This is a genomic window from Pseudomonas sp. A125 (genome assembly GCF_055409485.1).
The window spans coordinates 1-15,248 of the sequence record NZ_JBUZVP010000011.1; the positions used below are offsets into that span (position 1 = coordinate 1).

The window sequence follows — 15,248 nt, forward strand, 5'->3', positions numbered from 1 at the left end:
CGAAGTTATGGGTGAGGTGATGCAGAAGGCCATGGCTATGCGGCATGATGCTCCAGCTTCAATTCAATGACCGTGTTGCACTCAGCTCCTGCAACCGCCGCCTTTCACGCCTTGCGGCAGTTTGGTTCTCGCCCGCGGTGGCCAGTTTGAAATTAATCTAGCCACCCTGCCCGCCTCTATCGATCGCTTGGTCTTTACAGCCTCCATCGACGGTGCCGGGGCGATGAATGACATCCAGAATGGCAACTTCAAAGTAATCAGCCCATCTGGTGAGATAGGAGCGACCTGCGCATTCTCAGGGCTCACATTCACAACCGAGAAAGCGGTAATGATCGTTGAGCTTTACCGTAAGAATCGGGAGTGGCGGTTGGCCTCAAACCTTCAGGGGTTTGCCGAGGGCTTGGACGCTCTCGTGAGGTATTTTGGCGGCGAAGTTACTGAAGAGGCTGCACCGGCCCCATCTCCCTCCACAATCTCTCTGGAGAAGCGTGTAGCTGCTGTCGCGCCGGAACTGGTCAGTCTGGCCAAGAAGGCACAGGTTAGCCTCGAGAAAGCCTGCCTGGTTGGAATGAAAGCTCGCGTTTTGCTCGTGCTCGACGTCACCGACTCAATGAGAAATCAATACAAAACCGGCCGGGTGCAGGAAGTACTCAATCGACTTGTGCCAATCGCCGTCGCCCTAGATACAGACGCCGAACTTGAGTGCTGGACATTTGCCGAACGGCCATTGCGACTCTCACCTGTGACACTGAACAACTACCAGAACTTTGTCGAATCCGACAACAGCGGCTGGAAAAAGTGGGACGTCGGTCGGCGCTACAATGATGAGCCGAAGGCGATCCAAAAAGTGATCGAGTCCTTCCAAGCTTCCAAAGACAAAACCCCAATGTTTGTGGTTTTCATCAGCGACGGTGGCGTGTCTGAAAACCGCAAGATCACGCAACTTATGGTGGATGCAGCGAAGCTGGGAATCTTCTGGCAATACATTGGTTTAGCAGGCCGGAATTACGGCATTCTGGAAAAACTGGACACCATGCCCGGGAGAGTCGTGGACAACTGCGGATTCTTTGCCCTGGATGACCTGCACGACATGACGGAAGAGCAGTTGTACGAACGGCTGATGCAGGAATTTCCGATGTGGATCTTGGAGGCAAAGCGCGAAGGAATCATTCGCTAACCCTCTCCTGCCCTCCCCACACCGCGGCGGCTCTAGCCGCCGCGGTTGTCTTCAGTTCAAGACCGACATATCCATCGGCGTCACCTCAACAAAACGCGCAGAGCGGTCCAGCTTTACCACTGCGCCACACGCGTTCAGGGTCGCTGCAGGATCGATCGCATCCAGACGATTGAAATCAATCGCATCCCACTGATCTCGCGTTACCAAGACCGAGAGCACGTATTGATCCTCCACTGTCCCGGTAGCGGGGTTGTCACGCTGGATATAACCCGACACTAGAATCTTCTGGATCGCCGGCAGTAGAGCGAACACCTCCCCTACAACTCGAAACAAAGATCCATAGCACAGCGCGACAAAGTCTCTACGTACCTGGGCATCCGAACGATTTTTGAAGGTTAGTTTGCCGTTGCCACGGGCTTCAGCGCTGCGCTGCGGGATATCGCCCTCATCAGGTAAATCAACATCGAGCGCGACGCCGGTAACGTCTTGTGAGAACTCATAGTCCACCTGGGTTTCTTTTGGCCAGGCAATGCCGCTCAACACATAGTCCAGGGCACGTTCCATCTGAGCACTGAAGCCCTTTGCCGCCAGCCGGAATGCTTTCTCGATTTCGGTGCGTTCAAGTTCATGCGCGTCACGCGTGGCCTGCCAGTTCGCGAGGTCTTGTCGATACTGCTCTTCCGCCGACTCAGCCTCACGCTCAATCTTAGCGCTGCGCAGCAGCATTCGATCCATCAAACCTGGCGTCTGCTGAGTGGGCCTCGTGGGTTCTTCAATGGCGAATGGAGCTGGGATCAACGGCATGGCCCCCGGCCGCGGCGTCAGTAGGTGCACACCAAGGCAGGATTCGAGATCCTGATTGACCTTATCAGCTGCTTGAGTCAGCAAGTCCTGAATGGAATCGGCCATCTCGGATTTGACGCGTTTGATGACAGCAGTCGGCAACTCGATGTCATCCATATCCGTAATCAACAACGTGCCATCGTCGTTTACTTTCACCTTTACCTGGCCAGAGTATTCGCTTCCGGCAGGTCCTGGTTGGGAGCTACTCGATCTACTGGGCCGGTCGATCCTTTCACGATATGAAAGACCAGTACCGGGTAAGCCCGCATTGAGATAGGTGCCATTGCGACCCATCGTCATACTCAGACCACGAGGCCCTATCGAAGTACTTACCCCTTTGCCGCTAATGTTAAGGCGTACGCCAGGCACAATCGTGATTCGCTTGCTGAAACGAAATCCCATGACTACTCCTTGATCCTTCTTCCTGGATTCTTTGTTGTTTGAAAATGCCGGCTTCGGTCGGGCCCCTTAGACTGGCCCGACGTCCATTTACATCGGTGGCCGCGCATGTGGCAATAGCGCAACCTCCGATATGTCACTTATGCCCGTCCGGCTATGTAATCGTCGATCGAACTGAATTGCCGATGCCGACACATCCAGCCTGAGAGGAATACGAATACAGTCGTGGCAAGCACTGCCCAGCCGCGCCGCCGCCGGGCCTCACTTTTGGTTCGCGCACCGCCGCACAGCAGGAGGGCCATCATCAGGAGGTAGAAAGTCAGCAGAGTGACCTTTGCGAAGAGGGATAAAAGGAAAAACCAGATGCTGTTGCTTCTGTACGTTTGGATAAGCACCTGCAATGACATAAGACCACCAAGGACACAGGCAGCAATGATGGAGTAGTTGCGTGGTACCTCCAGCCAGGCGCTCGCGGCGAAATACGCACCAATCCCCAAGATCGGAGTCAAGGTTGTCCAAAGCGCGTCGGTGTAGTCCTGATAGATCGTAATGGTCCCCCGACGGTGCAGGTAAATGCAGACCAGCAGCAACATTGCCATCACGAACAGGCCAATCTTCAAGTTCAGGATCGCTTGATGATCATCCGTGGCATTTCGCGGGGCTGCCGTCTTCACCACGGCGGGGACCATTGGAGAAGTAGCGGCCTTTGAAATCACATTCGTTTCAGATTGATCACCCCGGGTAGCGGCAACGGAGGTTGGCGCTTTAGATGGCTGATCCACCTTGGTGCGTAATAGAACACTGAGCCGATCAGTCATCGAAGCGGTTAAGCAACTGGCGGTCTTGCAGTTGTCGCGCAGACGCAACCAGTCTCGTTGATCTTGACGGACCTGGGCCTTGTTCGGCGCTGCGTCTAAAGCGCGGACATATTCGGAGTTCATCTGCTCATCCAGACGACTGAGTGCAGAATCTGTGCAAATCGATTTCTCAGCAAAGCTTGCAGCTTTGGTGCAATCAAAGCTGGTGGCATTGGAGTGGGCTGATACCAGGGTGAGCAACATGACGAAAAGGCCAGAGCCGATGTTGAATCGCGACATATTCGATTTTTCCTTCATTTTGTTTACTCCAGCGTTTCGTCAGAGCCCTGCCTAACCGCGCTCGTATGCACACGGCTAGGTGCCTGAAGCCTGGCTCTTACTTACGACGTTGGGGCTTGAAGAAAGGTCGTGCCGTCCCACTTGTAGTTTTCGGTGCTCTGAACACTCGGGCAGCAATCCGCATCATCCGGACCGACGGAGAGAACCGTCAGTCTGACGGTTTGGGGATCAACTACCTGAATGTCCTGGACACCATTGCCGACTACAGCTTTTCCACGGAAGTCCCAACCTGCCGAGTTGCCAATGAACGCGGCAAGGGTTTGGAAGTAGCCATTACCGCCACCTTGACCTTCGATCGTGTAAAGCAACACGGCATCCTTGATGCCGTCGTTATTCAGGTCAGCAAAAATAACCTGACGGCCCTCCTTGTATTCATCCCCGCCATCCTGGGCGATTTCACTCGCGATCATCCGATCTGCAGATGCAGCAAGGTTGGATGGCACTAATGCCTGAACAGTCGATTCGACGGCCTGTGCTGCTGGTTCCGCCGGCCGGGCAGTCTGGGTGACCTGAGCCTGAATCGGTGCCTGAGGTACCTTGCCTAACAAGATTGCCTCAGTCTCAGTCATTGGTTCATTAGGCTTAGCAGATGCTTTGCTCGCGTGGACACCGGCGCTGATCTTTTGAAGCACTGCAGCGCGTAATTCTTGCATGTCCGCAATGTCAAAAAGTTGGTTGCGTGTGTTGCCGAACGGTTGACCTTCACCCAGGAACCATCGTGCAAAAAAACCTGGACGCTTGTTTTCCTGTTGATCGACCAAGTGGTCAATTAGCTCATTGGCAGTTTTTGAGAAACGATCAAATCCATCTTTGCCGACGACTTGCACGATCGAGTCCTTCTCCCGCTCGATGTTGCTTCGTGCGAGCTCGAGCATGACAATGTTCGTGTCGACCAGTTTGCTTTCACACTCGTTCGTATAATTTCCAAGGCATGCCTGCCTGTATTCTTGAACTGCATTGTTTGCCTGGAAGTCGTTGTAGGCTCCGCAGCCTGACATAGACACCAAAACACCCGCAGCTACAACCCCACGAAACATGCCCATCCAAATATCCTTTTAAACCCGAGAACCGGTAGACTGCCGTGGCGATCGCCAGCAGTCGCTCCTAGTGATGAATTCGTCAAAACCGCCTACAGGACCAACTCCGTGGACTTTCAGTAGGCAAGAAAAAGCCCCCGTTTCGCGGGGGCTTTCTCACCCCTTGCGCGTTAGCCGATGTTCACGCCCATCGATTTAGCCAGAGGCGCCAGGCCACCAGCAAAACCTTGGCCAATCGCCTTGAACTTGAACTCGTCGCCATTACGGTACAGCTCGCCGAAGATCATGGCGGTTTCAGTCGAAGCGTCTTCGCTCAGGTCGTAGCGCGCCAGTTCTTTGCCGTCAGCCTTGTTCACTACACGGATGTATGCATTGGCAACCTGGCCGAAGCTCTGCTTGCGCGCTTCAGCGTCGTGAATGGTCACTGCGAAAACCAGCTTCTTCACAGCGGCAGCCAGACCGTTCAACTTGACGGTGGCTTGCTCGTCATCACCTTCGCCTTCGCCGGACTGGTTGTCGCCCATGTGTTCAACAGAACCATCAACCGATTTCTTGTTGTTGTAGAAAATGAAGCTGGCGTCGTCGAGGACTTGGCCGCTTTCACCCAGGATGAAGATCGACGCGTCAAGGTCGAATTTCGAACCATCGGTAACTCGTGCGTCCCAACCCAGACCTACAGTGACTTCGGTCAGGCCTGGGGCCTCTTTAGACAAACTAACGTTCCCGCCTTTCTGCAGAGATACGGCCATTTTCGATTCCTTTAAGTAAGGTAGACCAGGCCTTTAGATCAAGGCCAGGTAAAAAAAGATAATTAGATTAACGGCTTAGACGTTAAAAATTCATGCCATAGTTATTGGCCAGAGCTTTCAGGCCGCCGGCATAACCCTGACCAACAGCCCGGAATTTCCACTCGCCGCCGTTGCGGTACAACTCAGCGAACACCATCGCAGTTTCAGTCGATGCGTCTTCTGCCAGGTCGTAACGAACGACTTCCGCATTGGTCGTATCGTTAACGATGCGAATGAAGGAGCCGCCGACCTGACCGAAGCTTTGCTTGCGTACTTCTGCATCGTGGATGGTAACGATGAAGACCACTTTGTCCACGTCGGCCGGGATGCGGCTCAGGTCTACCTTGATTACTTCGTCGTCGCCGTCGCCCGCACCAGTGCGGTTGTCGCCAGTGTGCTCAACCGAACCGTCAACGCTTTTCAGCTGGTTGTAGAAAATGAAGTCGGCTTCCCCGCGTACTTTGCCATTTGCGCCCAGCAGTAGCGCACTGGCGTCCAGGTCGAACTCAGCACCATCAGTAGCACGCGGGTCCCAGCCCAGGCCTACCAAAATTTTGGTCAGGCTCGGGTCGGTTTTGGTCAACGAAAGATTGCCACCTTTCTGTAGGGTCAACGCCATGGGTATTACTCCTTGTGGTATGGGCTATTACTCAGCGGTTTCAGTTTGAGCTTCTTCCTTGCCTGGAAAGACAAGGCTTGCAACTACACCAATCGCCAGTACAACCATAACGATTAGCAGGCTGGTGTTTGCATCGATTGTGTAGCCATGGTGAAACATGTGGTCGGTAGCGTTCAGGCCGAGTTTAATGGCGATGAAGAACAGCAGGGCGACTACAGATTTTTCAAGGTGAACCAGGTAGCGTTTCAGCGCTTCGAGCACGAAGTACATGGTACGCAGTCCCAGGATCGCAAACAGCATGGCAGAGTAGACGATCAGGGGCTCACGGCTAACGGCGATCACCGCCGGCACAGAGTCGAACGCGAACAACACGTCAGAAACTTCGGCCACTACAAGGCAGAGGAACAGCGGGGTCGCAAAAACTGTTCCTTTTGCTGCCAGGGTCATGCCTTTGTTCTCAGGCTTCTGGAGTTCCACCTCTAGCTGCTTACGGCTGACGAAGAAATTATGGCCGTGGAGTTTCGGCCACACAGGGAACAACTTCTGTGCGAAGCGGTAAGCCATGTGCTTGGAGTAGTCCTCTTCCTCTTCATCATCGCCGCCGGCGCGCAGCATCATAACTGCGGTCCACGCAACGATCACGGCGAACACGATTTCGACCCATGGACCGAAAGCCAGCAGACCGGTACCAATGGCAACGAAGATGCCGCGGAACACGATCGCGCCAATGATGCCCCAGTACAGCACGCGGTGACGCATGCCATCCGGCACTTTGAACCATGCGAAAATCGCCATGAACACAAACAGGTTGTCGACGCTGAGAACCTTTTCGAGGGCGTAGCCAGTTACAAACAGGCTGGCGACCTCCGGGCCGTGCTGTACGTATAAGAAGCCGGCGAACGCCAACGAGATAGCGATCCAGAAGATCGACCAAATCGAAGCCTTAGCCAGGGAAATTGGCTTGTCACCGCGGTGAGTGACCATGTCGAGGAGAAGCGCGCCGAGCGCGATCCCCACGAATACCGCCATGGTCAGCGGAGGGAAACCGATGTGAGTGTCCAAAGTACCGCTCCTTAAAGTTCAAAGTCAGCTGGGTTAAGGCCCAGCTCAAGGCAGACCAAGCGGCACGCCGCTTTTTCTTTGTCATCGAAGTCGCCGTCAGACGCACCAATGGCGCAGCCGACTCGAACCAAGAGCCGGGCAGCGCCAGCATCGTTCTTGATCTTGCCGATCACCTTCAGTGCTTCGGCCTGGCCAATCTGAAAGTCGAACTCGAACTTTTCGCAGTGTGCGTTGAACGCCTTGATTACGTCGCCCATGTCGAACACTTTCAACTCAGGCGAGTTTTGAATGAAACCGGTCATCTTCTGTTTTTCTTCAGAAGAGATACCACCTGACGCAGCCGAGATGAGCGCGCAATTCGCAGTCATCGCATCAAGAAATTTCTGGTTCTTGAACTTTGAAACTTCAGTAGACAGTGCTTCACGCGCTGCAACAGCGTTTTGTTTAAGCCATGCAAACATGTTGTGTTCCCCCAAGGGCCGGGTCGACAGACCCCGCCAGATTATCTATTTGGAGCCTGCGCGCCAGTTCATGCCCCAGCCGTAAGCTTTGTCCATTACTGCGTGACCTCGATGGAAGTCCACACGCCGAGAGACCTTAACGGCGCCGTTCACATTTTCAAGCATCGCAATGGCACACATTGCGTCACGACCACCCTCTTCATTGAGACGCACCTCAATTTCAGGTTGGCCTGGGATGAGAATGGTCACAACACCATCGGTTTCTCTCCAGTTCGGAGCACCCTCGTAGATAAAGGCGAAGACCAAGATCCGGCGGATTTCACTCCACTTGGTCCCGTTGATGTGCATCCACTCACCACCAGCGACAGAGCCAGTACGGTCGTCACCCATCAACTGAATGAAAGGCTCACGTGTAAGACTACCGAACGATTTACCGAGGGCTTGAACAACTCCTTTCTTGCCGTCCTGCAGTTCGTACAGGCAACCAACGTCCAGGTCGACGGATTGGCTTCGCTTGAAGAACCCGCCCGAGCTGCCTTTGTTCCAGTTCAAGTTCACCTTGATTTCGCCGAAACCGGCTGCCGTCTTTTCAAGACTGATAGACGATCGTGTTTTATCGAGGGTGACCTTGTTCAGACTAATCGTAGATTTAGGGGGCGCGGCCGGAGCAGGCGGCGGCGTTTGTACCACTGGGGCAGGGGCCGGCGCTGGTGCGGCGACATCTACACCGAAGTGCTTGGCCAACGGCTCAAGTCCACCATTGAAGCCCTGGGCCACACAGCGGAATTTCCAGTCACCATTTCGGCGATAAAATTCGCCGAGGATGAGTGCTGTTTCCTTCATGCCGCCAGTAGGGATTTGAGCTTCGATTCCACCTGTCACCACAACCGAAAGTTGTGACACACGTTCAAAGCTTGCCTTGTTTTCGTAGATAGTGGCGGTAAGGGCCACTTTCTCAACTGAAGACTCAAGACGACTCGTATCGAGGGAAAACACTGCGCGCCCGGCCGAGGACTCGGTCAGTTGAACGGCGCCACCCAGAATTTGAGGCTGGCCATAGAAACACATGTCGCCATCGCCTCGGACTTTGGCCGAGGCGCCCAGTGCGAAGGCCGAGACGTCAATGTCGGCCCCCGGGATTGGCGAGTAATTGATATCAACGCGAAGCTGGCCGCTGGCAACAGCCGCATTACCACCAGGTACGAGATTCGCCATTAGCGCAGCGCCTGAACGGCCAGAGTGATCAGGTCGTCGGCAGTTCGGCCATTCGTGGTCGTACCGATTGCCTTGAATTCCCAGTCGCCATTCTCGCGGGTCAGGCTCGCCATGACGATTCCGGTGTGCCCACCTTTGTCCGATAGGTTGAAGCGTGCTAGCTCATTGTTGTTGCTGCCATTCACAATACGGCAGTAGGCCTTTTCGACTTTCTCAAAAGTCTGTCCCGTAAATGAGTTTACCGTAAAAATCAGATACTTGACGGAGGCAGGCAAGCGCTGCAGGTCGACATTAATGGTCTCGTCATCACCATCGCCTTCGCCGGTACGATTGTCACCGGAATGTTTGATCGAACCGTCCTGAGACTTCAGTTGGCGAAACCACACCAGGTCGATTTTTTGATAATCGCTGTTCAGCAAAATGCAGGAAGCGTCGAGGTCGATCTCGGCACCGCCACCAAACATCTTGCCGAGGAAACCGCCCGCCTTGACTGGGTCCCAACCCAAACCAAGGCTGATGCTGGTCAGCGAACTGCCGGCCGTTTTAGCCAGGGAGATGGATTGCTGTTTTTGCAGGGTAAGTGCCATGGTTACGCTCCTTGTTGGTCATCAGTGTTCGCGTGTCGATCAGGGTTGATCGTCACTTGCAGGTTGGCTTGCGCGACATTGCGCACACCCGAATTCCCGCTTCTATTTGCCCGCAGGCCTAGACGACGCCATGCGGGATGAAAGTGTCGCCAGTGTGCTTCTTGGGCCGCAGCCAACAACTCGAAATCGCCGCGGGTATCACCCCATGCTTTAACCCGGAACAGGCCCAGTGGCCCGTACACAGCCTCAAGCCTGAGTACTTTGTTCTCGCATCTGCAGTTGTTGCCAGTCATGCGCCCGGTCAACAGACCGTCTACTACCTCAAGCTCGGTGCCGATCAACCTGATGCCAAGTCGATCCGCAAACGGCTGGAGAACCAACGCTGGGGACGCGGAGCAGAGAGTAACTACTGCTCCCGCCTATACTTCGGCGGCGACAGATTTTAAACCTGAAGGGCGCATGAGCTGTTCCCAAAATAACCCGCAGAATTTCACGGCCTGCTCCTGCACCCATTTCGTTTCTACGCCTGTAAGAAACGTGCTGATCAGCTGTGCTTTCAACTCATCACGATTCAAACGCCGAGCCAGGTATCGAACGCTTGGCAGGGCAAGCCGCAAAATACGTCGATTGAATTCCCGGGTTCCAAAGGCAAACTTCAGGAATGGAACGAAGCTATCGTGCCGGGTCAGCGTGCCGTCGAAGTCAAAAACCGACAGCACATGACGCCTTTGCCCGCCAGCATCGTCATATTCCATTGTCATCCCGCGGCCTCGGCCAAACGGATAGGGGCCTCAATGGGTCCTACATCTGGTTGCCGAACCCCGTGCCACTTCGCTCGTTCAAGGATGTTGACCGCCCACTTGTAATGGGTCGCAGGTTCGCACATGGCATCGTTGTGCTTGAACACTGCCGGAGCAGCGTCACTGACAATCATCTTCGCGCAGTTGAGGTCTTCGAGGCTTACGCGCAACGTGTCTTGGATCATGCTGATCTGCGATGGATGAATCGCCGTCTTCCCTACCAAGCCATGGGCGATGTCGAGTTCAAGCTCCTCCATCAGCAAATGCGGTGTCGCGAGTTGCTCGAACACTGGTGCCGTCAGTGCGAAACCTTGGGACCCCATGACGCCTGCCAACATTGGGATCACGTAGCCCATTGGGGTGCTATAGAGCGTTGTTGCAGGATTCCGACGAAGTCCAAGACTTCCCATCAGGTCGTTCCCACCGATACGTAGGGCGATAATCCGCTGATTTAGGTTCGCCTTCAGCGCCTGGCCCAACTCGACCATTGCACCAGGGTTGAACACCTCTGTGGTTTCCAGCGTCGGCATAAGGTACAGCGCCGGGTTTGTAACGGCCTGTTCCCATTCCCCGAGGTTGCGCAGGGTCAATTTCGGCACAACGAACCCATCAACGTGGGCCATCAACGACCAATCATTCAGCACTGCAGCCATCACCGAGTCTCGGGGACGAACAAACAGCAGTGGACCATCGGACGGACGCCCACCGCGCTCGTTGATTGCGGTCAGCAGGCCATGCAGATTTCTCAAAGCCGTGTCGACGTCAATCTCCGCGACCGCATCCTCAAGGCACACGACCAAAGAACGCAGTTCTGGCAGTTTTGTGCGGAAAACCACATCCAGAAGATCCGGACGTGTGGCCGGCATGTAGAGCGTTGCCCCCAGGGCATAAGGAGAAAGGACTTTCATCAGCTCACACTCCGAATGATAGTTACCGCCCGGTAAGGGCCCAATGCAGCCCCCACCTCTTCCACAGCGACCCCAGCGCCCTCAGTCAGGTGCATGAGCAACTGAACATCACTGTCGCTACGGCTGCGGACCAAGACGTGATCCGGTACACGACGCAGTACCGCGCGGGTTGCTTCGGCAATACCAGGCTTAACTCGATTGTGATTGGTAATGCCTAACTGGGAGGCCAGCGATTTGACTACGTGCGAAGCTGCACCCTGCAGTTCAAAGCGCTGGGTATCGGTCCATGGAGAGGCTTGAGGAACCGTCCCCAGCGCCTTTCGCTTCTCCTCGATCTGCTCGATGAACTCGCGGGTGACATCGTGCGCACGCAGATGGTCATAAACCACACAACCATGCAGGCCCCCATCTGCGGGCCATATGGAGCGCGAAACCAGACCAGACACCGTCGCACCAAGGATGCCGGAGGGGATAACCCAGTCTTCAGCCGACGCGGACAACCACGCCCGGCCGCAGGGATCTGCCAGCACTACAAGCCGGGGTTCCTCAGGGAAGCGCGAGTCGCCATTGAGGCTGCGCTGAATCTCGCCAGAGATTGCGCCCTTCCCTGTCCAGCCATCGACGAAGACGATGTTCTCGGAACCATGTTCCTGAATGATGGCCTCGAGGGCAACTTTGTCGATCCCTCGATCTCGGACAATGCTGATTCCGTAGTGGTGCGCATCTCGACCCATATCGAGCAGGGCCCGTCGCAATAACACGCCGAGCGGCAAGCCAGCACGAACGAACGACACAAGCACAATAGACGGGCCCGTGCATGCCTCGCTCAGCGCCAGCGCCAGGGACTGAACGTCCATGGCCATGCGGGTACCGTTTTGTTCGAGTGCGCGCTCGTAGAGGGCTTTGTGCACGTCAGTCGGCGCACTCTCAAGGCTGATCATTTCGGAGTAGTGCTTCTGCTTCGACTGAATCAGACGCTCCTTCTCCAAGACATCAGTGGTCTCCATCTGAACGGCCTGCAGCAGGAACTGAACATCATCTGCTGCATAGCTGCCGCTCCCCACGGTAACCAGACCCGCAATGGCCTTAGTCATGGACCTTCCCTCCAACGAGCTTGGCCAATTGGCTACGCGCTGGGGTCGCCCACATATGGCACTCCTGCATGAAACCGAGGTCAGTGATGCTGTCCCCAAAGCCCAGCACCGGACGCTCACCATTGGCCTCACGATCACGGCGCAACAATTCTTGAACAGCCACTACCTTCGACAGGCCCAGCGGCAAGAACGCGAGGTTGTTGGAATTTCCGTGGATGTGCATGCCTTCCAATAAACCGCGGGCCTGTACTTCAGCGAGAACCGTCTGCAGGACTTCATCATTGGATTCGTTGTGCTTGGTCACTACGTAGTGGCGCAGGCCTTCTTCCTCGACAACCCATCCGCGCAAGGAAATGCCCAGTTCCTTGCCAATGGCGAGGGTTGCTTCACTGAGGCCTGGCAAGCGAGCCTGATAGTCAGCAAGAACATCGCTCATGCGTGCTTGCCATTCCTCGTCAAGCTTTCCATCAGCACCAAGGATCACGCCGCCATGGGAGCAGACGGCACCGTGCATAAAAGGCAGTTGCACACGACTAAATGCTTCAACGCTGCGCGCTGTAACTGGGACCACGTCAGTCGTAGACAGGAGCCACTGGGCGAGGGAGTGTTGGACCGTACTCATGTAGCCATTGGGCTGACCCTCGATATCGAGAGTCGCAGTAATCCGCTGAGAACCTTCTGGCATTTTGCGAGCAGTCTGGAACAGGGTGTCGTCGAGATCGACCAGGGCGAGGGGGCGATTATTGACCATCGACAATCACCTCCGCGCTCAGGGATTCAATCAGCGCGACGGACACAGCCTGCTCAGGTGTTTCCGAGCAAATAAGGACACGATCAAATTGCCCTGGTCTGACATTGTAGAGGAAGTTGGGGATACCGAGACCGTAGTTGTCCGCGAACGACAACGCGTGACCGATGGCATGGCCCAGTGCGATTGGTGAGCGACTAGTCGAACTGAAATGCACATCAGCACCAGCACGCTCCAAGCGCTCGGCGAGCAAAAACGGACGCCAGACGAATTCGCTGGTACCAACCACGAGTACGCGCTCACCCGCTTTGACTTTCAGATCGAGAGCCAAAGTGTCTTCTACACAGCGAATACCATGGCGCCCCCAATCGCTTTCCGCCGACAACGGCCACTCTCCGGGCTCGATGCTGCCCACGGCCGGCATTTCCGGCAGCGGCGCATCAGCGTCCTCGTGGAAGGTATACGACCCCTGCAACAGCGAAACCTGATGCGCAGAGTCACCGATGGTTTTGCGCACCGCATCGCCGGACCAATCCGTCAGTACGCACGTCACCACGCGCTCGACCCAAGTCAGGCCGGCATCGACCAGCGCACGGTGAAGATTGATGAAGGTTTTGCCCGTCGAGGCTTCGTCGTCGACCAGCACTAGCGAACGGGCCTTCAACATCATTTCCCGAACGTCGGCATCGATCGGCAAATGAATGAGGTGCGCACTGGCGTGGCTATGTTCTTCTTCAAAACGGGCGAACAGGTCATTGCCAGTAGGGTGGCGTGTGCTGACCATATAAACCGTGTCCGGCCGCGTCGCGCTGTATGCGCGATGCACACCAGCACCCAGGCCAACTGCTGTTTCAGCCATGCCGATAACGAGTACGGGCCCAGGCAGATCGTCAGGAATTTGTGCTGCGAGGCTATTGAAGCTTGAATTCATGATCGAAGGCCGCACAGGTATGTGGCGACCAAGTACTTTGGACACGAAAAGAAACGCACGCTTTGGATTACGGCGCTCGGCAAAACCGAACAAGGAGTCCGGGTCGATATGTGTGGCATCGACAGTGACATCGAGACGCCCGCGCATCAGTTGTGCGCTTAGAGCTTGTTTAACTGCGTTACATTCCATGAAACAAATTCCTAGGGTAGCGTGAGGTCGATAACCTAACGTCTCTTCCGCAGCTTTCAAGTCAAAATAGGGGCTAAAAATTCTTGGCTTCGACGCGCCACATAGATGCTTGGGCCGAACGTGCTAATTCTGCAGTTGTGAACGTCCTGCTGCTGGATGCTTGAACTGCATCAACGCGGCACGCATCCAGAAAGGAGAGGAGCAAAGACGCTTTAACGGCAAAGTTCATATTTTGAGCATCAGGCATTGTAGAAGTTACCAAACCGATAACAGCGCCTGTCGAATCAAATAAGGGAGATCCGCTAGAGCCAGGTTGAATAGCCGCAGTAAATTGTAGAAGGCTAGAATCGTTATGCAGGCCAAACAACGCCGACACGCCGCCCTGGGTCACGTGGACACCACCGCCGGCGAAACCCGACATAGGGAAACCCAGCGCGACTACAGATTCGCCCAAGTCGCAGCCGGAGCCGTCCTTAAAAGAGACAGATCTGAGGACAGGGGACTCCATCACCCTGAGGAGAGCGATGTCATTACGCTGATCAACGACGACCGGCTCTGCACGATAACGACCTTCAAAGGAGGAAATGAATATGTCACTCATGCCCTCGATTACATGAGCACAGGTGAGCACATGGTGCTGGGAAACAGCGAAACCAGTGCCGGTTGCGCCCGTTCGTGCGCGGTCAGCCTCCGCAGAGCTACTGCGCCCTTTTGGATGAGCGTCATTAATATCGATCCCGATGCGGCGGCCTAGAGCGGCTAAACCATAAGCCGAACCCTCAGCCAGTGCGCGAAACTTCCATTGCTGATTGCGGATGTAGAATTCGCCGATAATGATCGCCGCTTCACCGTTATCGCGAAGGTCCAACCTATATTCAATCTGTTCGTCAACAAGTAGGTGCAACGAACGAAGATCGCTTACCGGTCCTGCTGCAGAAAAAGTGTATGCGATGAGAAGTAGCCGATCGCTACCGGACGGGAGGGCTGACAAGTTCAATTTACAACCAACCTTTGCTTGGTCGCCGCTCCACTCCATCCAAGACTGTGACGTCTGAAATAGGGCAGCCTCACCAGTGGGTTGGCGTTTGTCATTTACCGGCAGTATGGCAATCGCAGCGTACTCCCCGAAAGCCGAGGAGTTCCCGCATTCCAGAGTCCATTCACTCCGTGCACTAGATACCGCGGTGTTTGCGCCTGGCGCTAGCACCATCATTCCTTTTTTACTCCTTGAGT

At 55.1% G+C, this 15,248-nt stretch carries 15 protein-coding genes and 1 pseudogene; 1 reads left to right on the forward strand and 15 read right to left on the reverse strand.

All coding sequences use genetic code 11. The features are described from left to right. The first annotated feature begins 121 nt into the window (after nucleotides 1-121). Nucleotides 122-1,177, forward strand: coding sequence for a VWA domain-containing protein (locus ACZRN6_RS16220; protein WP_284184503.1), 1,056 nt, complete (start codon nucleotides 122-124; stop codon nucleotides 1,175-1,177). Nucleotides 1,178-1,228: 51 nt separating this feature from the next. Here ACZRN6_RS16220 and ACZRN6_RS16225 read toward each other — a convergent pair whose 3' ends face one another. The 15 genes and pseudogenes from ACZRN6_RS16225 to ACZRN6_RS16295 all read right to left on the reverse strand — a co-directional run bounded on the left by ACZRN6_RS16225 (nucleotide 1,229) and on the right by ACZRN6_RS16295 (nucleotide 15,228). Then, complete coding sequence (locus ACZRN6_RS16225; protein WP_169870815.1) at nucleotides 1,229-2,422, reverse strand: DUF4236 domain-containing protein; 1,194 nt, start codon at nucleotides 2,420-2,422, stop codon at nucleotides 1,229-1,231. Between the two features lie 137 nt (nucleotides 2,423-2,559). Next, nucleotides 2,560-3,534, reverse strand: a complete 975-nt coding sequence (locus tag ACZRN6_RS16230; RefSeq protein WP_169870816.1) for a lysozyme inhibitor LprI family protein — start codon at nucleotides 3,532-3,534, stop codon at nucleotides 2,560-2,562. Nucleotides 3,535-3,617: 83 nt separating this feature from the next. Beyond that, a complete protein-coding gene (locus ACZRN6_RS16235; protein ID WP_169870817.1) occupies nucleotides 3,618-4,619 on the reverse strand; it encodes a hypothetical protein in 1,002 nt (333 codons plus the stop codon). A 164-nt stretch (nucleotides 4,620-4,783) separates the two neighbouring features. After that, nucleotides 4,784-5,362 (reverse strand): TerD family protein, encoded by a 579-nt coding sequence (locus ACZRN6_RS16240; protein WP_046071046.1) that lies wholly within the window; start codon nucleotides 5,360-5,362, stop codon nucleotides 4,784-4,786. 82 nt (nucleotides 5,363-5,444) lie between these two features. After that, a complete protein-coding gene (locus ACZRN6_RS16245; RefSeq protein ID WP_046071045.1) occupies nucleotides 5,445-6,020 on the reverse strand; it encodes a TerD family protein in 576 nt (191 codons plus the stop codon). A gap of 27 nt (nucleotides 6,021-6,047) precedes the next feature. Continuing rightward, complete coding sequence (locus ACZRN6_RS16250; protein WP_057710783.1) at nucleotides 6,048-7,049, reverse strand: TerC/Alx family metal homeostasis membrane protein; 1,002 nt, start codon at nucleotides 7,047-7,049, stop codon at nucleotides 6,048-6,050. Nucleotides 7,050-7,093: 44 nt separating this feature from the next. Beyond that, complete coding sequence (locus ACZRN6_RS16255; RefSeq protein WP_169870818.1) at nucleotides 7,094-7,543, reverse strand: tellurite resistance TerB family protein; 450 nt, start codon at nucleotides 7,541-7,543, stop codon at nucleotides 7,094-7,096. A gap of 45 nt (nucleotides 7,544-7,588) precedes the next feature. Beyond that, on the reverse strand, nucleotides 7,589-8,758 hold the full coding sequence (locus tag ACZRN6_RS16260) for a TerD family protein (protein ID WP_169870819.1): 1,170 nt from the start codon (nucleotides 8,756-8,758) through the stop codon (nucleotides 7,589-7,591). Beyond that, on the reverse strand, nucleotides 8,758-9,345 hold the full coding sequence (locus tag ACZRN6_RS16265) for a TerD family protein (protein ID WP_057710737.1): 588 nt from the start codon (nucleotides 9,343-9,345) through the stop codon (nucleotides 8,758-8,760). The genes ACZRN6_RS16260 and ACZRN6_RS16265 overlap by 1 nt, the downstream gene beginning before the upstream one ends. A gap of 2 nt (nucleotides 9,346-9,347) precedes the next feature. Continuing rightward, nucleotides 9,348-10,106, reverse strand: a pseudogene (locus ACZRN6_RS16270) (HAD-IB family hydrolase). Continuing rightward, on the reverse strand, nucleotides 10,103-11,053 hold the full coding sequence (locus ACZRN6_RS16275) for an HpcH/HpaI aldolase/citrate lyase family protein (protein WP_057710735.1): 951 nt from the start codon (nucleotides 11,051-11,053) through the stop codon (nucleotides 10,103-10,105). The pseudogene ACZRN6_RS16270 and the gene ACZRN6_RS16275 overlap by 4 nt, the downstream one beginning before the upstream one ends. Then, nucleotides 11,053-12,147 carry a cysteine protease StiP domain-containing protein gene (locus ACZRN6_RS16280; RefSeq protein WP_169870820.1) on the reverse strand — a complete coding sequence of 365 codons (1,095 nt, stop codon included), beginning with the start codon at nucleotides 12,145-12,147 and terminating at the stop codon, nucleotides 11,053-11,055. The genes ACZRN6_RS16275 and ACZRN6_RS16280 overlap by 1 nt, the downstream gene beginning before the upstream one ends. After that, a complete protein-coding gene (locus ACZRN6_RS16285; RefSeq protein WP_057710733.1) occupies nucleotides 12,140-12,898 on the reverse strand; it encodes an HAD family hydrolase in 759 nt (252 codons plus the stop codon). Before ACZRN6_RS16285 ends, ACZRN6_RS16280 begins: the two co-directional genes overlap by 8 nt. Then, on the reverse strand, nucleotides 12,888-14,015 hold the full coding sequence (locus tag ACZRN6_RS16290; protein WP_169870821.1) for a phosphoribosyltransferase domain-containing protein: 1,128 nt from the start codon (nucleotides 14,013-14,015) through the stop codon (nucleotides 12,888-12,890). Before ACZRN6_RS16290 ends, ACZRN6_RS16285 begins: the two co-directional genes overlap by 11 nt. A 73-nt stretch (nucleotides 14,016-14,088) precedes the next feature. Further along, on the reverse strand, nucleotides 14,089-15,228 hold the full coding sequence (locus ACZRN6_RS16295; RefSeq protein WP_169870822.1) for a trypsin-like peptidase domain-containing protein: 1,140 nt from the start codon (nucleotides 15,226-15,228) through the stop codon (nucleotides 14,089-14,091). Nucleotides 15,229-15,248 lie beyond the last annotated feature (20 nt).